The organism is Marinobacter caseinilyticus, assembly GCF_011074955.1.
Classification (GTDB): domain Bacteria; phylum Pseudomonadota; class Gammaproteobacteria; order Pseudomonadales; family Oleiphilaceae; genus Marinobacter; species Marinobacter caseinilyticus.
Window position 1 is genome coordinate 24,375 of sequence record NZ_WUQJ01000013.1, and the last position, 17,835, is coordinate 42,209.

Annotated in this window: 13 protein-coding genes; 8 read left to right on the plus strand and 5 right to left on the minus strand. The window is 54.9% G+C overall.

Annotated features, from left to right (window positions below; genetic code table 11):
• The first annotated feature begins 24 nt into the window (after positions 1-24).
• Both GRX64_RS05465 and GRX64_RS05470 read left to right on the plus strand, forming a co-directional pair.
• On the plus strand, positions 25-798 hold the full coding sequence (locus tag GRX64_RS05465) for an enoyl-CoA hydratase (RefSeq protein WP_166264458.1): 774 nt from the start codon (positions 25-27) through the stop codon (positions 796-798).
• A 317-nt stretch (positions 799-1,115) separates the two neighbouring features.
• Positions 1,116-3,953 (plus strand): hypothetical protein, encoded by a 2,838-nt coding sequence (locus tag GRX64_RS05470; protein WP_166264460.1) that lies wholly within the window; start codon positions 1,116-1,118, stop codon positions 3,951-3,953.
• A 235-nt stretch (positions 3,954-4,188) separates the two neighbouring features.
• Here GRX64_RS05470 and GRX64_RS05475 read toward each other — a convergent pair whose 3' ends face one another.
• Positions 4,189-6,795, minus strand: a complete 2,607-nt coding sequence (locus GRX64_RS05475) for a penicillin acylase family protein (RefSeq protein WP_235937527.1) — start codon at positions 6,793-6,795, stop codon at positions 4,189-4,191.
• A gap of 302 nt (positions 6,796-7,097) precedes the next feature.
• Between GRX64_RS05475 and GRX64_RS05480 the strand changes: the two genes are divergently transcribed.
• Entirely contained in the window at positions 7,098-8,288 is a 1,191-nt protein-coding gene (locus GRX64_RS05480) for a GGDEF domain-containing protein (RefSeq protein ID WP_166264464.1), read from the plus strand.
• Positions 8,289-8,312: 24 nt separating this feature from the next.
• Here GRX64_RS05480 and GRX64_RS05485 read toward each other — a convergent pair whose 3' ends face one another.
• The gene (locus GRX64_RS05485; RefSeq protein WP_166264466.1) at positions 8,313-8,636 is read right to left on the minus strand and encodes an EF-hand domain-containing protein; all 324 of its coding nucleotides are present in this window, start codon (positions 8,634-8,636) and stop codon (positions 8,313-8,315) included.
• A gap of 238 nt (positions 8,637-8,874) precedes the next feature.
• Positions 8,875-10,020 (minus strand): CaiB/BaiF CoA transferase family protein, encoded by a 1,146-nt coding sequence (locus GRX64_RS05490; protein WP_166264468.1) that lies wholly within the window; start codon positions 10,018-10,020, stop codon positions 8,875-8,877.
• 246 nt (positions 10,021-10,266) lie between these two features.
• Here GRX64_RS05490 and GRX64_RS05495 point away from each other — a divergent pair, with 246 nt between their 5' ends.
• A complete protein-coding gene (locus GRX64_RS05495; protein WP_166264469.1) occupies positions 10,267-11,283 on the plus strand; it encodes an AraC family transcriptional regulator in 1,017 nt (338 codons plus the stop codon).
• Here the strand turns inward: GRX64_RS05495 and GRX64_RS05500 are convergent.
• On the minus strand, positions 11,280-12,131 hold the full coding sequence (locus tag GRX64_RS05500; RefSeq protein WP_166264471.1) for a hypothetical protein: 852 nt from the start codon (positions 12,129-12,131) through the stop codon (positions 11,280-11,282). The two genes, GRX64_RS05495 and GRX64_RS05500, sit on opposite strands and share 4 nt — an antisense overlap.
• 22 nt (positions 12,132-12,153) lie before the next feature.
• Positions 12,154-13,692 carry a DNA recombination protein RmuC gene (locus GRX64_RS05505; RefSeq protein ID WP_427901646.1) on the minus strand — a complete coding sequence of 513 codons (1,539 nt, stop codon included), beginning with the start codon at positions 13,690-13,692 and terminating at the stop codon, positions 12,154-12,156.
• Positions 13,693-13,932: 240 nt separating this feature from the next.
• Here GRX64_RS05505 and GRX64_RS05510 point away from each other — a divergent pair, with 240 nt between their 5' ends.
• The 4 genes from GRX64_RS05510 (at position 13,933) to GRX64_RS05525 (ending at position 17,771) form a co-directional block, all read left to right on the plus strand.
• Positions 13,933-14,277 carry a hypothetical protein gene (locus GRX64_RS05510; RefSeq protein ID WP_166264473.1) on the plus strand — a complete coding sequence of 115 codons (345 nt, stop codon included), beginning with the start codon at positions 13,933-13,935 and terminating at the stop codon, positions 14,275-14,277.
• A 358-nt stretch (positions 14,278-14,635) separates the two neighbouring features.
• On the plus strand, positions 14,636-15,310 hold the full coding sequence (locus GRX64_RS05515; protein ID WP_235937528.1) for an ATP-dependent zinc protease family protein: 675 nt from the start codon (positions 14,636-14,638) through the stop codon (positions 15,308-15,310).
• A complete protein-coding gene (locus GRX64_RS05520; protein ID WP_166264476.1) occupies positions 15,307-16,827 on the plus strand; it encodes an inactive transglutaminase family protein in 1,521 nt (506 codons plus the stop codon). Before GRX64_RS05515 ends, GRX64_RS05520 begins: the two co-directional genes overlap by 4 nt.
• On the plus strand, positions 16,824-17,771 hold the full coding sequence (locus GRX64_RS05525) for an alpha-L-glutamate ligase-like protein (protein ID WP_166264478.1): 948 nt from the start codon (positions 16,824-16,826) through the stop codon (positions 17,769-17,771). Before GRX64_RS05520 ends, GRX64_RS05525 begins: the two co-directional genes overlap by 4 nt.
• The last annotated feature ends 64 nt before the right edge of the window (positions 17,772-17,835 follow it).

A 17,835-nucleotide genomic window follows, 5' to 3' on the forward strand; every position in this document is an offset into this window, starting at 1 on the left:
GCCCCCACATAACAGGAGCCCCATGTGAGCGACCTTATTGTCACCGAAAAACTGCACCAGCTACTGATCGTCCGGATTAATCGGCCAACGCGTAAAAATGCCCTGACCCACGACATGTACGCAGCGCTGGGCGACGCCCTGCAAGCGGGCCATGACGATGACGACGTTCGCTGCATCCTGTTCACCGGCACGCATGACTGCTTCACTGCAGGCAATGACCTGAGCGACTTTGCCGAGGGCCTGCCGGGAGACTTCCAAACAACCCCGGTCGGACGGTTCCTGTTCGGACTGGCAAACGCCAACAAACCGGTGGTTGCGGCAGTGAATGGACCGGCGGTGGGCATTGGCACCACTATGCTGCTGCATTGTGACCTGGTGTTTGCGGGCAGCAACACACGGTTCCAGATGCCCTTTGCCAATCTTGGCCTGTGCCCCGAGGGCGGCTCAAGCCTGTTGCTACCGACCTGGCTCGGACGGGTTCGCGCAGCGGAGCTGCTTATGTTGGGGGGCACATTTAAAGCCGAAGAGGCCCTCGGACTGGGGCTGATCAACCGCATCTGTGATCCTGCAGAAACAGAAACCATGGCCGTGGCCGCGTGCAACCAGTTGGCAGCGCAGCCACCGGCGGCGATCCGGGCAACCAAAGAGCTGCTCAACCGGCCCAATCAAGAGGCGTTGAAAGCCGCAATGCTGGCCGAAGGCGAACTGTTCGGGGAGCGCCTCCAGTCGCCTGAGGCCGCGGAAGCGTTCCGCGCCTTTGCCGAAAAACGCAAGCCCGACTTTTCAAGTTTTAAATAAAGCGTTTTGGGAAGTTCCCCTGGAGCCCCCCGGCACGGCCAATCAACCATAGGATGCCCCGGAGGTGCTCGACAAACCTCAAACAGCCATCTATTTTTCAAACAGGTCAACATCTCTTGACTGCGCCATCAAGAATCACACTTTAGAGCGATCAACAGGTTGCTTTGTCTTTCGTTATAGTCAGATAGATAGAAAGTGGCGGCGAGTGCCGGCCAGGATTTCCAGGAATACCAGCGGCTGAAAACAGGCTTACCGGTCCCAACCGGCCCTATCAGCGGCTGACAATAACGACACAACAACAGGAAAGGGTTCCACCCATGTTCAAGAAAACTCTTATTAGTCTTGCCGTGGCGTCCTCGCTTGGACTTACGGGCTGTTTAAGCAGTGCTGATTCGGGCGGTAATGCTGATCCGCAGTACAACATCAATAATCCGGACATTACCGGAAAAACCTGGCCACTGTTTAACCCGGTTACTGGTGCACTCCCACTCCCGAACGACCTTATTTTCAAGTCTGACAACCCGGCGACGGCGATCATTGAAGCCGACGGGACATTCAGCGTTGCTGACAGCTCACCTCCTGTCACAACTGCCTTGAACAGCCTGAGCGGTGCGTCAACCGTGGCCCCCGCGGTAGTAAGATTGAATGGCCAGATTGATGTTGACTCGGTTGACTCCCGACCATTCATCCTGAATGGCATGACCCCGATTCCGAACCCTAACCAGAACGTTTTCCTGATTGAGCTGGAATACGCCAGTGATGACCCTCTTCAAGGTCTCGGCATGGGTGAGCCACCGACCATTCCATTGGCGATCACAGCACAAGTGGCACTGGGTGCACTTCCACAAGATCTTTCCGGTCGCGACCAGGCAGCAGCGGGTGCTTACCTTGGTCAGATCGCGCAGAACCCAACCTACACTCACGAAGTCGTCAATCTTGACGGAACGTCCGCTATCCGTATCCACCCCAAGGTTCCACTGAACCCGAAGAAGCGTTATTTGGTCGTAGTGACCAAAGAAGTTCTGGACGTGAATGGCGACCCAATTGTTTCATCACCCAGCTACAGCAACCTGACCGACGCCAATCAGCCGCTAGGCAGCTCATCCCTGGCCCCGGTCAGAACCATCATCAATAGCTTCTGGGAGGCCGTCGCCAGCAGTTACTTTGGGCTGAACAACTCGGCTCGGGCCGATGCCTTGACCGCAGATGACATTGCGCTGTCATACAGCTTCACCACTTCAAACGACGAGGAAGTGCTGAAGTACATTGCCGATCCTGAAACATTTTTCCGGGACACTGTCGCAGGTGCCGCACGTGTAGCGGGCGTCAAGCAGGCGCTGGCCAATGGGCAGACTGCGTACTCTGACCTGGCCACCGCAGCTGGGCTAGCGGTTGCCGGCGCCGATGTCGATGCGACAGCCGCTACGCTGCAAGGCGCGCTGGGAGGCCTTCTGCCGGAACCGGCAGACCGCAGCGCCACAGCAAGTTTCGGTGCTCCGCAGGACGTCACTCAGGTGTCTGCGATTACGGATCAGTTCGTAGATTTCGGCCAGGTGAACATTGTGCAGGGCACAATTGACCTACCCTATTACCTGGGCATCCCCACAGGCCAGACTGAGGCCGAGGGCGCGGTCATCAATACCCAGGATTGGGCTGCCGATCTTGCGGCGGCCGCCAACATAGGTGGCGCGCTTGGCGTCCAGCTGGCTCAATCCGACGCTTCCGTGAGCGACGTCGTCAACTACCGCTTCCCGTTCCCGGTCGAGACCAGTGAAGCGCTGACAGTGCCGGTCCTTGTCATGTACCCGGCCGGTTACGACGGCTCGGTCGACGGCCCACTGGAAACCTTCATTTACCAGCATGGTATTACAACGGATCGTAGTGCGGCGCTGACCTTCGGTAGCAAGCTTGTCGCGAATGCTGGCGTGGCGGTCATTGCCATTGACCAACCGCTTCATGGAGTAGCACCGTTCAGTCAGGCGGAACAGGAAGGGCTTGCCAGCCTGCTACTGGACGCCGGCCAAGCGGCTGAATTGCCCGCATCACTGGCGTCCTCTCCTGCCAACATTCAGGCAGTAATCGCGGGTCAACTTGCCATTGGGTTTACGTCGGCGGCTCTCAGCCAAGACGCCGCTACGGCGGCGGCCACTGTCAACTCAGTGGTAGCTGGTGGTTCAACGGGTGACCTTGGTCTGGATGCGGCCATCCGATCGTTGCGCTCTTTCGAGAACACGGCAGCCAACGCTGGCAGTACTGTTCCCGGACTTGTGAAAACGGCAAACGAGCGCCACTTTGACTTTACCGCTGGTGCGGCAAACCAGCCGGTACCCATGACAGCGACATCCGGCGACTCCGGCAGCTTGTTCATCAACCTGACCAACTTCACAAATTCTCGTGACAAGAATCGTCAGGCGGTTATGGACCTGCTGAACCTGCGTGAATCTTTGGTCGGACTTGACTTCGACGGCACTGCCGGAGCCGATCTTGATGCTACCAACGTTTACTTCGCAGGCCACTCCCTGGGTACCATTGTGGGTGCACCGTTCGTTGCGGTTGCCAACGGAACGGTGGCTGTTGAGGACAATATTGTTGCCGCTCAGCTACTGACACCAGGTGCTGGTATTGTCCGACTGCTGGAAAACTCCCCGGCCTTCGCGCCCGCAATCCTGGGTGGCCTGCAAGCTGCGGCTGGTCTCGAGCAGGGCGATGCGAACCTGGAGACGTTCTTTAACATCTTCCAGGCGACACTGGACTCGGCGGACCCAATCAACTTCGCGGATGACTTGGCGGGCTCGAAAATTTTGCTCTCGCAGGTGAACGGGGATCAGGTTATCCCGAATGATCCGCTGGCTAATCCGTTAGGGCAGGCTTTCGATGCATACCTATCTGGCACTGAGCCATTCGCCAGACTGCTAAATGCCACGTCGGTTACCGGTAACGGCGTTCCGGTAGCGCTGAGCAATGCGGCAATCACTCGCTACCTTGCCGGAACTCACGGCACGCCCGTGCTGCCTCAGGGCGGTCCATTGGATGTCAGGGTGTTTATTGAGATGGTTATTGAAACCGCCAGCCTCCAGGCCGCAATGGGTGACGCAGTGGTACCAAATGCCGGGGCTTTGGATCCTAATATTACGGAAATAGTTCAGCAGGACTAAACCTCTGCACAGCAGTAACCCAAAAGGGGCAGCCTCGGCTGCCCCTTTTCTATGGGGTTGGCTCCACTGGCTTGGCAACGGCGGCTTTCGTATTTCGGAAATACCAGTCAGGAACCCAACAATCCGGACTTATTTCTGTAGGCGTTTTTGACCAAGTAGCGAAACGACACGCCGTGATCACTTAAATTGAGGCATAAAAAAGCCGGGCATCGCCCGGCTTATTAACACGCCACAATTACTGGGTGATCACCACCTCCCCTTGCGGCAGAAGATTCGCCTGAATATCGGATTCTTTGAACAGCAGTTGCCGATAATCCTTCTCTGAATAGCGCAGGCTCTGATCATTAAAATACGGTGAGCTTGCATCGGTTGATTGCGAGTAACTGATCAAACCATAAGCCTCCGGACCATCACCGGTAAACTCCAGCCCAAAATGCCAGCTGGTACCTCTGGCCATTTGCCATCCTTGCCCCGCGGCCGTTGAAAGACCTGCAGTATCCGCAACCACGGTCGGTGCCAGGCGCGGAAACCGCGTATCTTCGGCAAAGCCGTCGGTCACCACCCCAATTGCGTTAAACGTGCCATCGATACCGCCATCACCTCCATGCCATGGAAATGAAACACCTTGTGCAACTGGAGTACCCCCGGACAGGCTGCCGCCCGCCAGACCCGGCAGTGCACCGCCGGAAGGCTGATAATATTGCACGCTGCCCAGTGTAGTGTTGTAGGCGATGCCTACAGAATCCAAAGCTTCCAGTCCCTCTGCCAAGGCTTGCAGCATGACATCGTCCGCGGTGCCGGCGTTGGTGGGTGAAGGCGTTGATGGTGTTGATACCGGACTGGCCGGATCAAACCCAACCGTCAGATCATTGGTAAACGAGTTGCGGTAATGACCGATGAACACCCGATATACGTGGGCGCCAATACTGTCCGTATTGTAGACACCGTCCCAGCTCTGCAAAACGCCGCAGGCCTGATCGACGGTCCGCGAGCCACCGCCGGGTAAGTTGACGGGCGTTGCCCCGATCGAAGCGCAACGGGCTCGAAGCTCCACCAAAAACTGATCCGCATACCAAGCACGGTTGTTGTAAATCACATTGATGAGGTCCTCTGCTCCGAATTTGCCATCCTGTCCCGCGGGCACCGGTGCACCCGGTGAGACCGGACCTGTCGAGAGCGGATTCTCAAGCATTGAAATACCCAATCGGGTTCGCGGCCCCAGTTGAGTCTCTTCCGGTCCAAACAGTGGCGAATAGCCTGTCAGAGGCTGCGAGGGGTTCGTTGACCAATAACTATCGTTTGAATTCTGCACCCAGTCAGAACGTAACAGTTTTGGCTTGTCCTCATAGGGCACCAGGCCATCGCACTGCCCTTCAACCCAGTCGTCTCTTGAAGTGTTGCCATCCAGCAATGTTAAACCGGCGTTGAACAGTTGGTTATAGGCGGCACTGGCGCCACGCTTGAAATCAATAACGGCCAGAGCTGCGGGGGAAAGGTTCGGCACCGAACTGCTGTCAATATAGAACGCGTTGCCCTGATCATCGGCGTAGGTCGAGTTGGTCCAAAACGTCGTGCCGCAGTTTCGGAACACATCCTGGAATTCGGTCAATGTTGACGCGCGACTCATCTGTAACCATGAGTCGAGCAATCTTGTTGTACCTGCATTGGCGTCACGATAGCTGTAGGCGGTGCCACTCGCGCCCCATGTCGGCAACCCACCGCTGGTGACGGCATTGGCTGACAGCATTGGACCGTATTCAGAAAAATAGAAAGACCGCTCGAGAATTGTCGGGTTCGGGGTCCCATTAAACACTTCAATCTGGAACGACTCGGACGTAATCGGCTTCTCCTTGCCATCCTTGATATACACAAGGTCATCACCGCTTTTAAGCGTCAGTTCATACAGCGTAAACCGGCGGCTGGTTGTCACCGTGTGAGACCAGCCGAGATTCTCATTGAAGTTAATGAGCGGAATCGCCGTACCCAACAAACCCGCACCGTTGGCATTCAAATACCCAGGCACTGTCATTTGCACCTGATACAGCCTGCGATGCCCTGTATACGGAAAGTGGGGGTTGGCAAGCAGCGCGCCCTTGCCCTGCTCGGTCATCGTTTTACCGATGCCCCAGGCATTGCTGGCAAGGCCCATGTCCTGAAAGTTCTTGATGCGGCCGGCTCCGGCCCGGGCATTTGCAACAACCGAATTCAACATGTCCATTTTTTCAAGACTGGTGACGGGCATGACAGGCTGCGGCGCCGGAGACTCACCCGGCGGCACCGCCAAAAACACTGCGCCAGTAGCAAACAGCGCCCCGCTGGCGTATTGACCAACAACGCGATAATGGGCGAAGAGGTCTTCGGGTGCGATCAATTTCACCCAGGGCTGACTGCGACACTCAGCCGGCAGGTCTGCAGGATCCGTTTCAGCAACATACTTGTTGTAGCCCTCGGTAAACCCTTCAATCAGTGCCCTGGATGGCGCACTCAATGTCGCAAATTCAGATTGCGCACCACTCAGAATGCCCTGCGCTTTGAAGCTGAAATCGTTGATGATATTGATATCACCGGGGCCCGGACCAAAGTACTTCGACCGCTCACTGCGAGCTTTCACAATGGCTTCGGCCAAATAACACACATTGTCCTCAGTTTGGGCATAGCCTGCACCAAACGCGGCCGATTTGAGATTGTCTGCCAGCACGTGCGGGACGCCATTCGTCGTACGGCGAATGGTTGCCTTCAATGTGCCATTGGCAGGAAACAACTGCTCATTGACCGCCTCACCCTGACCTGAAGAGTCATCGTCATCATGAAAACACCCCCCCAACAGTAATGTGCTTGCCATAACGATTCCAATGCCTCGCCAACTGACCGCGGGCGTGCTCCCTGGTTTTAAACCTGTGCATTTCATACTCACTATCCCCTTTCCATTGTTATTAGCCGGCGCCATTCAGTGGTCCGTCTCTCTCATGTTAGTCAAGCATCAACCCCCACGCCCAATAAATGAGACCCAATTCATTTTTTTGAAACACGGACCACAACTCGGCCGTAAAAGAGCATCAAAACGATCGTGCAATGCTGGTGCGAGAACTGATTTGCTTTAAAATATCGTTAGCTAACAATTAAAAAGAAACAACAGGCACCGCCATGGAAGTCTACAGTCCAGATTTGCCCTCCCCGTCGGCGCTCACTTCTCCCACACCACTCAACACGGGCGAGGAGCAACGGTTACGAAAACGCCGTCTAGGCATGTCTTTCTCCTCTTACACAATGACCTTTGCGCTGGTATTTTTCTGCTGGCTGGAGGCCTTGATCCCAGGCCAGGTGGTGGCCCAGTTTGCTGGCTTTTCCGTGCTTTTGAATGGTTTCTTTTTCCTGTTGATTCAATCCGGTATTAATCTGAGACTGAGCGATCCCAGCATGACTCAGGCTCAAATGGCACTGTCGCTGCTACCGGCTCTGTGGGTGATGTTTTTTCTGGAAGCGGGCCAAGCCCGGGCCGCGTTCTTGATGATCGCCATGGTGCCGTCTCTTTACGGCATTCTGGCGTTGCGGATGGGCGGATTTCTTGTCGTTGGATTATGGTTTTTCTTTTTTTACGGCCTGCTCTACCTTGGTTTCTACATTTACAAACCTCAGGTGCTCACCGGCACGCTGGATGTAATTCAGACTCTGGCCTTTGTTCTAGTCATGGCGCAGATTACGGTTATCGGGGGCTTTATCAGCGGCCTGCGCGGTCAGCTTCGACACCGAAATAAAGAGCTCAATGCTGCTATGGGCCGTATTCAGGAGCTGGTCAACATTGATGAGTTGACGGGGGTCTGCAACCGCCGTCGTATCTTTGAAGTGCTGGCTGAGGAATACAACCGTTATACCCGTACACCGGGTGCCTTCAGCGTCTGCATTCTGGATGTCGATAATTTCAAGCAGGTGAATGATCGCTACGGGCACCAGTCAGGCGATGACATACTCCGCAAAGTAGCCGCTAGTGTGACGACGAGTATCCGAACCATTGACTGTTTCGGGCGCTATGGTGGTGAAGAGTTTTTACTGATACTCCCCCAGACCCCGGCTGACGGCGCCATGATCAAGGCTGAGCGGGTAAGACAAGCGATTGCATCGATTCCGTTTCCGGACATCAACGGGGAATTTCGCGTCACTGTATCTATTGGGGTGGCCGAGTATGAGGCCGACGAAACCGTGGATGACACCATCGCACGGGCTGACCGTGCGCTTTATCGTGCCAAAGAAGCCGGGCGTAATCGGGTAGAGCTTTCCATAGGACTCTCGAACGAAGCCCTGGATACAACCATCGAACCTGAAAAAGCCCGGGAGTAGATCCCGGGCCTTGCGGTGGTGAGCTTACCAGGACTTTTTGGTCTTCTCTTCGTATTCCTGCTGGCTAATCTTGCCATCACCATCCATGTCCTGATCCTCCATCATGTGACGATTCTTGTCCATCATGTCACCAGAACTGCCAGCAGCGGTGGCACCATAAACGTTCAGCTCTTCTTCACTGATAAACCCATCGCGGTTAGCATCCAGTTCTTCAAACTTGGGAGCTTCCCCTTTCATTGTGTCACTGTCGGCCATTTTATCTTTATCGCCAGTGGTACCCCCAATAACAACTGGCGAAACCAGCGCGCCCGACAACAACAAAGCTAAGGCTATATTTCTGATTTTCATGAGGTTTCTCCTTTTTCCCACATTAAAAACCTGATCTAAACCACTGCCTGGTGACCGCACTGTGCATTCAGCCAGGCGGGCCACCGGTTATCAGAGGGTGAGCCCCAGAGCTCTATTTGGATAGACGGGGCCTGGGAGTGCACCAGGTCCAGCAGAATCGGCCCCGAGACCACGCGACTCCTTATGCTATTTAAGCGCTAGGTCAGGGTAAAAAACAGTGACGTTTCGGTAATTCAGATCACCTCTTATGCACGTCTGCGTTGTGCAGAATTGCGTCTGTATCGGCACCCAGTGTTTTACCAATAAAGCGACTCTGACAGGGCGTTTTGCTGAACTTGATTGGGTGACCAATCTGGCGCTGCGCAGTACCGTCCTCACGAGCAACCAATATCACCATATCCCGCGCTTTGATCTGCGGGTGGTTGGCCGCCTCTGTAATCGTCAATACTGGCTCCACACAGGCGTCGCGTTCGGAGAATACGCGCTGCCATTGCGCCAGACTTTTACCGGCGATCGCTTGTCGTAATGCCTTTTTTAGCAGCGCCTGATCCTCGGGTTTCTGGCTTAGCCCATAACGTGTCAGGTCGGGCTGACCAAGCACCTCACACAGCTGTGCCAGAAATTGCGGTTCAAGACTGCCTACCGATAACCAGCGACCATCGGCCGTTTGGTAGTAATCGTAGAAACTGCCGCCGTTTAACAGCGATCCTTCAGCTTCAACCTCTTCCTGCCCTGCCAGGTTGGCGGCACCGGCCATACCATTCATGGCGAATGCTGCATCGGTCATGCTGATATCAATGAATTGACCTTCGCCGGTTTGCTGGCGATGCACCTCGGCCGCCAGGATACCCATGACGGCGTGGTGAGAGCCCCCGGCCACGTCGGCCAGCTGCACCCCCAGAGGTGGCGGCCCACTGGCTTTCCGACCGCAGTGACTGCTGACTCCCGCAATGGAGAGGTAATTAATATCGTGCCCCGCCCGCAACCGATAAGGTCCGGTTTGACCATAGCCCGTAATCGCACAATAGATAAGCCGCGGATTGATCGCCTTCAGAACCTCGTAATCCAGCCCCAGCCGCGCCATAACACCCGGCCTGAATTGTTCAATGACAATGTCGTAGTCCGTCACCAGGCCCTTGATCACATCGACACTGCCCGGCGCCTTTAAATCCAGTCCCAGCGAACGTTTGCCACGATTCAAATACGTGTGGGCGGTACTGACGCCACCATCATGGGGTGGCATGACCCGTGTCAGATCGAGCCTGCCCGGCGCTTCAACCCGAAGCACATCTGCGCCCATATCCGCTAACAGCATGGTGGCGTAGGGGCCCGGCAACAACGTTGTGAAATCAAGTATCTTTAAGCCTCTCAGTGGACCCGACATACACTCTCCCCGTAGCAATTTAATGGCGGTTCTGGCCATATCCCGCCAATATCATTATTGAACGAGTACACACTCGATCAAAACAACGTTTGATCGTGCCGTGTTTTAGCCATCAGGCCAACCGCTGCTTTTATCAATCCCATTGACCATTTCTGCCATCGCCGCCGGCGCACCCATGGCAAACGGGTTGCATTGTTGCCAAGGGGTTTTATGATGGTCCTCACTTCTTCTTCCGGGATCTGTTTGATGGCGAACCTGACGGTTTCCAGACATTTTGTTGAGGCGGCACTGACAGGTGCCAAGCGACTGGGCTTTGATGAAAACGCGCTGCTCCGCCAAGCCGCTATATCACCGGAGTTGCTCAAGATCGATATGGCCCGTGTGAGCAGTGCTCAATACAGCCGTCTCATGCAGGCGATTTGGACGGACATGGCGGACGAATTTATGGGTCTTGGCCCTCGACGCTGCAAACCGGGTACGTTTGCCACCATGTGCACCCTGGTAATCGACTGCCCGACACTTGAGGCGGTGTATCAGCGCGCCTTTCAGTTCTCATCTTTGTTCGAGCCAAGCGCTTGCTTGCGCCTGGAGGACGATGGCCAGACAGCGCGCCTGGTTATGGCCATTGAAGGCGAGCTGCACGACCCCATGTGCTTCCTCCAGGAAAGCCTGCTGGTGATCTGGCACCGCCTGGGCAGTTGGCTTATTGGTCAGCCAGTGGAGTTAAACCTGGCCCGCTTTCGCTACCCAAGGCCCCCCCACGGTGATGAGTACCGGCATATTTTTCATTGCCCACTGCAGTTTGATGCGCCTGACACGGAGTTGCACTTTGACCGACGCTTTTTATCCGCACCCGTCATTCGCGACAGGCCGGAAATGCACCAGTTTTTGAAGACCTCACCGGCGGACTTGCTCTCCCGTCCGGATGAGAGCAATACGTTTACCGGACGCATTCGCACATTGATAGGTCGCGACTTCGCCAAACCGTTACCCGATTTCGAATGGATTGCGGCCGAACTGCACACCAGCCCACAAACGCTCAGGCGGCGTCTGAAGCAGGAGAATACATCCTTTCAGGAAATCAAAGACCTGTTGCGACGGGATCTGGCCATCTATTTTCTTGCCCGGCCCGAACTCCCCATCAACGATATTGCACACCGGGTTGGCTTTACAGAACCGTCAACGTTTCATCGCGCATTCAAGAAATGGACCGGCGTCACCCCCGGCGCCTATCGTGACGGCGACCGGGGTAACGGGGATTAATTCGGGCTCTGCAGCGACTTGATCAAGCGGCCAAAGGTTTCGGCCGCCTCTGCGGTCTTCTTCTGGCTGTTACCTAACCGAAACAGGCGAGACTCATCACGGGGATCGTAGACCCAGCAGGAATGATCGGAGGCAACACATTCCCAACGAACCGACGGGCTAACGCCGTAAACCGGCAGCGATTGGTTGGATAGTCGAACCTGGCCATCATCGGTCTTGCGCGATTCCTGAATATTGACCTGACCGGACTCCACCGAAATACGGTAACGAATATCGGGCGCAGACCCGGTCCGCACGATGCGTTGATCTTCTCGCCACCCATTGAGCTCCAGCAGGTTATTGAGATGAACCGTCAGAGCTTCGGTCGGCGAGTTGACCAGGTAGAGTTGCTGAAGCCGCGCCAGTGGCTCTCCGCCAGCGGGTTCAATGACCGCAACCGGCTCTTCACGGTTGGTTTGCTCCGCACGCTTTGACGCTGCCCGCTGTTTTTTCTCAACGTCGGTGATGAGCTTCAGGGCATCATTATAATGCTGGCCCTTCTCCCCCGTCTGCTGAATGTAATTTTCCAATGCCGACTGTGCCTCATTGAGGTGGTCTGACTCCAGCATGACACGCCCGCGGTAATACAGGTATTCCCCTGGTTTTTCAGATTTAAGGTTCTGCAGCCGGTTCAGGTATTCCCCGGCCTCACCCCACTTTTCGGCGGCGACCGCCTGCTCGGTTGCCAGCATCAGGCGGCGCGTTTCATGCTCCGGCGCCAGCGCCGAGGCACTGCCTGCCGCAAAGGTGGTTGCTAACAACAGCGCCTGACAAAAACGGCGGCAGAAACACCCTGTGTGATTGACCATTCCATTACTCCATGCTCATCTGTTACTCGCCGCCAGTCGACGGCGCATCCTCGAAATCATCCGAACTGACTTCCGCTTGCTCCATGACCGCCTTGGGCAGCTCCTTTTTTACCCTGACCCCAAGTTCCACGAATCGGTTTGCCTGAGAAATGAGATTACCACGCCCTCGCATCAGGGTATTCATGGCATTGTCGTAGGTACCTTGCACCGTGTGCAACTGAGTCCCCATTTTCTCCATTGTCTCGACGAACACCCTAAGCTTGTCATAGACGGCGCTGGCCCGATCCGCAATCAAGCGAGCATTCTGGCTCTGGCGTTCGTACCGCCAGATATTCTCGATGGTCCTCAATGTCGCCAGCAAGGTTGTCGGTGTCACAACAATGATCTTACGCTCAAAAGCTTCCACAAACAGCCTGTCATCGTGTTGAAAGGCCGCTACGAAGGCAGGCTCGATCGGCATAAAGAGAAAGACAAAATCCGGCGAATGTATACCATGCAACTGGCTGTAGTCTTTCTCACTCAGCGTCTTGATATGATTTCTCACGGCCTCGACATGCGCTTTCAAAGCGTCGGACTTTTGTGTGTCATCGTCCTCGTTGATCCACGCCTGATAGGCCACCAATGACACCTTTGAATCCACCACCAGATTTCGGCTATCCGGCAACTGGACGATCACATCGGGTCGTAACAGCTGCCCTTCCCCGCCCCGGTAGCTGCCTTGCGTGTCGTATTCAATGCCCTTGCGCAGTCCTGAGCGCTCAAGAACTCGCTCGAGAATCAGCTCGCCCCAGTTACCCTGAACCTTTTTATCACCCTTCAGTGCACGCGTCAGGTTGGCTGCTTCTTCTGTGATCTGCTTGTTCAGTTCCTGAAGCGATTTGATTTCGCTTCGTAACGCCTGTCGATCCTGGGTTTCGCTGTTGTAGACATGATCCACTCGTTTTCTGAAATCCTGCAACTGATCCTTGAACGGCGTGAGCAAGCTGTCCAGACTGGTGCGCGTCTGCACCGTAAACCGTTCGCTTTTCTGATCAAAGATTTTATTGGCAAGGTTTTCGAACTCTTGTTTCAGCGCATCGCGGTTTCGTTCCAGCAGCGCCAGCTTCTCATTGGTGGCACGGCGTTCCTCATCAAGGGTTACTTCATTTTCCCGGAGTGCCATGCGGGCATCATGCAACTGCTGGCTGAGCCCATCAATCTTCAGGTGCTGCTCAGACTTCTCTTTCTCAAGCTGATCCAAACGCTGATGTCTGCCCTCGCTTTCCGACGTCAAGGCGGCCACCCGACGGTCCAGCGTGGTGGCTTGGTGCCGCCATCGCTCTAACTCCTCAGTCGTTTGACTGCTGGACTCTCGCAACCGCGCAACCAAATCCGTGGTCTGTTGCGCTTGCTGATGGTGCAACGCCAACGTGTGTTCGCGCTCTCGCAATTCGTCTCTCGCAACGCCCAGCTCTTCCAGCAGTGCCGCTTCTCGCTGAGTCAACGCCATGCGAGCCTTGTGCTGGAACCATAAGGCAACGATGGCGGCCATCAACAAAGTGGCCAGAACCGCCATAACCATGAGCACCAACGGCTCGGACACCACACCTTCAACCGCCGTTTTAAACACTCAATACTCCTTCCCATGGTGATAACGATTCAAGATACGTAAATTAATCCGGCAATTATGAGACACCGTAGTCGAGTAAAACCATCTGCCTATAGACTGTTGTCGTATTATACTTAGGATATCAACTGCGTCTTCGGAACCTTTACCCTTTGATTGACGTCTTTATTGTGTCGAAGACAAAAGGATTGAACCATGCTCAAAGAACTCTGGCGTAAAACTTTAGGACATCCCAGCCTTTCGCTGGCCGGTGAGTCCAGGCATGGTCGCGCGTTGAGCCTGTCATCGCACCTGACCCACACCGGTGAGTTTCATCTGGAACGCCTCAAACAGTTAATAGAGCAGCGCTATGACCGCGCGTTCACCAACGATCAGGATGAGAGTCTGAAACAGCTTGTGCAGTTTGCAGCGCGCATACAGGATCAGGACATTCAAAGGGAATTCTTACTTTTTTACCTTAACTGCTCTCCCGCCGTGCAGGAATACTTACGTTCAAGAGACATCGTGAATCCTGATCACTTCCTGTCCCAATCGTCATGAAGAGCCTGCCGGGCCACAGCCCATCTACCGCACACCTTACCTGAATCGTTTACACTTCGCGTCACGGGCCCTGTTCTTAACGTTCTGTATAGTCATAAAAACGACAGACTGATGTATACTTTTGTGCTTTCGTGCCACCACCTCTCACTAACGGGTGGTTTCTGGCAGCTCAAACTCCAATGGTCTCCGGGTATAATGCGTAACTCGGTTGTCGAATCAGAGGTTCAGAATGTTTTTCAGCAGTTTCCGACGTCCTGTCTCAAACGCGCTTATTGTTACTGGCGCTTTGCTGGCGACAGGCTGTGCAAATAACACGCTTCTTGTAGAAAAAAGTGATCTGAATCAAATGGATGCAGCCTTGGCAAGCCAACACGACCAGATTTCAGACCTGAAAACCACTACCCTGATCCAGCACCAGAACCTGATGGACCTGAACAACAGCGTCACACAACGCATTATCGACACCCTCAGTGAACGACTGGAAAGACCCTCCTGCCCACCGGTGCTGAAGCAACAGGCCTGCGCCAATGGCGCGACGGATCCACGCGCAGTTGGGCGTGCTGACAGGTTGCGGGGCAAGGTGATTGTCGGTGAGCTGGAGAAATTTTATCTCGTCGGTCCCGGCTATGTGTACGACGCGCGAATTGATAGTGGCGCCAATACCTCCTCACTGGATGCGCGCAACGTTAAACGGTTTGAACGAGACGGAAAAAACTGGGTGCGTTTTGAAGTTCCGGTGCCGAAATCGGCGGACAAACTGACGACACTTGAACGGGAAATTGTTCGCAATGTCAGGATCATCCAGTCCAACGAGGAAGGGTATGAGCGACGTGCCGTTGTGGAACTCCAGTTCGCCATCGGCAACCATAAACAAAAAGCCGAATTCACTTTGTCTGAGAGGGAGCAAATGACCTACCCCGTCCTGATCGGGCGCAATATTTTGCGAGACGTCATGCTGATCGACGTAGGTAAAGAATACGCCACAGAACTGCCCGACTCTCTGATAGAAGCTAGCAAGGATAGCGACAATTGAGTTCCCGGTCTCGCTACCCGTTCTATCTGGCGCTTCTTTTATTAATCAGCGCGGGTATTTCCCTGGCCGTCTGGCGCCATGTTGAACTCGGCATCCCTTGGCTGACGGGCGAGCAGCGGCCCGTCTGGATGGTGGAGGCGCGAATCGATTTTGACGCCCTGGATGAACCCGTATTGGCGAGCTTGAACATACCCGAGAGCCCCCCGGGATTCCGCATCCTAACGGAACAAGCGGCGTCTCCCGGGTATGGTTTTTCGATCATCAATGAATCCGGTAACCGGCGAGGTGAATGGTCCATTCGCAATGCGAACGGACAACAAACCCTGTACTTCAAGGCCCAACTGGTCCCTGACGATACCGCAACCACCCGCAAGCCCAAACGTCCGCCGCGCCCGGCTTCGGTGTTCTGGGAAGAGCCCCAGGCAACTGCCGTTCGCGAGACCCTGCAACAGGCAGCGCTGAGATCCAGCACGCCAGAAAGTATGACCCGCGAGCTGATCAAACTGATGCAATCAGCGGACCCCGACCAGAACACAACGCTGCTGTTGTCTGAAAGTAACTACATTGAACTTCTGACCCGGATGCTGAATCACGCCAACATTCCCGCTCGCATTGCCGACGGGCTGAAGCTTGAGGATGCACGCCGACGGCAACTGTTGAAGCCGTTCCTGCAAATTTTCGATGGTGAGAAGTGGCTTACCTTTCATCCCCAAACGGGGCGACAAGGCTTGCCAGACGACGTCGTGCTTTGGCGTCAGAATGCCTCTTCACTGATTGACGTGCTGGGTGGCAATAACTCTCAGGTCAGCTTTTCGATACTGAAACAAACCGTACCCGCACTCCAGCTGGCTCAGGCAGAATCCGACGCCAACAGCCTCGGGCTGTTCAGTCTCTACCAGTTGCCCATTGAAGAACAAAGCATGTTTCGCATGCTACTGCTACTTCCACTCGGGGCACTGGTCGTTGCCTTTATGCGGATAGTGATCGGGGTACGTACCAGCGGCACCTTCATGCCCGTGCTGATCGCGGTTGCATTTGTCCAGACGACTCTGGTGCCCGGTCTGATTGCGTTCATCTCGGTGGTGTCCATAGGGCTGCTGATGCGGGGCTATTTATCAAGCTTGAATCTATTGCTGGTATCGCGAATTTCGGCGCTGATTATTCTGGTGATCTTCATTACCACGGGGCTCAGCATTGTCGGCTACCAGATGGGCTTTAACACCGGCATGACAGTGACCTTTTTCCCAATGGTAATTTTGGCGTGGACCATCGAGCGGGTGTCGATTCTTTGGGAGGAAGAAGGTGCTCGTGAGGTTGTGGTACAGGGTGCCGGCAGTCTGTTTGTGGCCATTTGCGCCTACCTTGTGATGAGTGCACCGCTGTCGGGTCACCTGACGTTTAATTTTCCGGAGCTACACCTGGTGATCCTTGGGGTTATTCTTCTGTTAGGTCAGTACACCGGCTACAAACTGACTGAGCTGAGACGTTTTCATCCAATGAAGGTTTATGAGGGATGAGCTGGATTTCGCCCTTTGCCATGAACAGGATGGGTCTTCTAAACATGAACAAGCGTAACGTGGATTATATCTCCCGTTACAACGAGCGCTCGTCCTACCCTCTGGTAGACAACAAGCTTAAAACCAAGTTGGTGGCGGCCGAGTACGAAGTTAAAACACCGCGCCTGCTCCAGGTGGTTCGCCAACAACACGAAATCTCACACTTTCGTGAGCGTGCGGATGCACTGGGAGGCTTTGCCATCAAACCGGCAAAAGGCTCGGGCGGCAAAGGCATTCTGGTCATCATCCGGCGCGAGGGCGATCACTATATCAAGGCTTCCGGCGCCGCCGTCACTGTCGCCGCGCTGGAGCGGCATCTCTCCAACATCCTCGCCGGGCTCTACTCGCTGGGCGGGGCTCCGGATGTTGCCATTGTCGAGAACCTTGTGGAATCTTCGCCTTCTTTGGCCAAGTATTCCTTTCAGGGCGTGCCGGATATTCGCATTGTGGTGTTTCAGGGCTATCCGGTGATGGCGATGCTGCGACTGGCCACCAAAGCCTCCGACGGCAAGGCCAATCTCCACCAGGGCGCCGTTGGCGTGGGTCTCAACATTGCGAATGGCCGGAGCCTGAATTCCGTCCAGTTCAACCGACCCATAACCCTTCACCCTGACACTGGCTTGTCCCTGGAAAATATTGTTATCGAGAACTGGGAGCACATGCTTCACATGGCCGCGCATTGCTATGAAGCGACCGGGCTCGGCTACATGGGGGTTGACCTGGTTCTGGATGCTCAGGAGGGTCCGCTTCTGCTGGAACTGAATGCACGACCAGGGCTTGCGATTCAGATGGCAAACGGTCGAGGCCTATTACCGAGATTACGCGCTGTCGAAGCGCTCAAACGCCCCCACTTCCGACCGGAAAAACGCGTTCAGTTCGTGATCAAAGAGTTCAAGGATCTGTAAATAAGGTTATCGCGCTTTAGCGGGACACGACTATGCCCAACGGGAGCACCCAACCGCGTCCGGC

Excerpts from the sequence above, each read along its gene's own strand:
- GRX64_RS05525 (WP_166264478.1), top strand. The coding sequence starts at position 16,824 with ATGAGCTGGATTTCGCCCTTTGCCATGAACAGGATGGGTCTTCTAAAC.
- GRX64_RS05485 (WP_166264466.1), bottom strand. The coding sequence starts at position 8,636 with ATGAAAATCAGAAATATAGCCTTAGCTTTGTTGTTGTCGGGCGCGCTG.
- GRX64_RS05470 (WP_166264460.1), top strand. The coding sequence starts at position 1,116 with ATGTTCAAGAAAACTCTTATTAGTCTTGCCGTGGCGTCCTCGCTTGGA.
- GRX64_RS05510 (WP_166264473.1), top strand. The coding sequence starts at position 13,933 with ATGCTCAAAGAACTCTGGCGTAAAACTTTAGGACATCCCAGCCTTTCG.
- GRX64_RS05475 (WP_235937527.1), bottom strand. The coding sequence starts at position 6,795 with ATGGCAAGCACATTACTGTTGGGGGGGTGTTTTCATGATGACGATGAC.
- GRX64_RS05480 (WP_166264464.1), top strand. The coding sequence starts at position 7,098 with ATGGAAGTCTACAGTCCAGATTTGCCCTCCCCGTCGGCGCTCACTTCT.
- GRX64_RS05490 (WP_166264468.1), bottom strand. The coding sequence starts at position 10,020 with ATGTCGGGTCCACTGAGAGGCTTAAAGATACTTGATTTCACAACGTTG.
- GRX64_RS05505 (WP_427901646.1), bottom strand. The coding sequence starts at position 13,692 with ATGGTTATGGCGGTTCTGGCCACTTTGTTGATGGCCGCCATCGTTGCC.
- GRX64_RS05495 (WP_166264469.1), top strand. The coding sequence starts at position 10,267 with ATGGCGAACCTGACGGTTTCCAGACATTTTGTTGAGGCGGCACTGACA.
- GRX64_RS05500 (WP_166264471.1), bottom strand. The coding sequence starts at position 12,131 with ATGGTCAATCACACAGGGTGTTTCTGCCGCCGTTTTTGTCAGGCGCTG.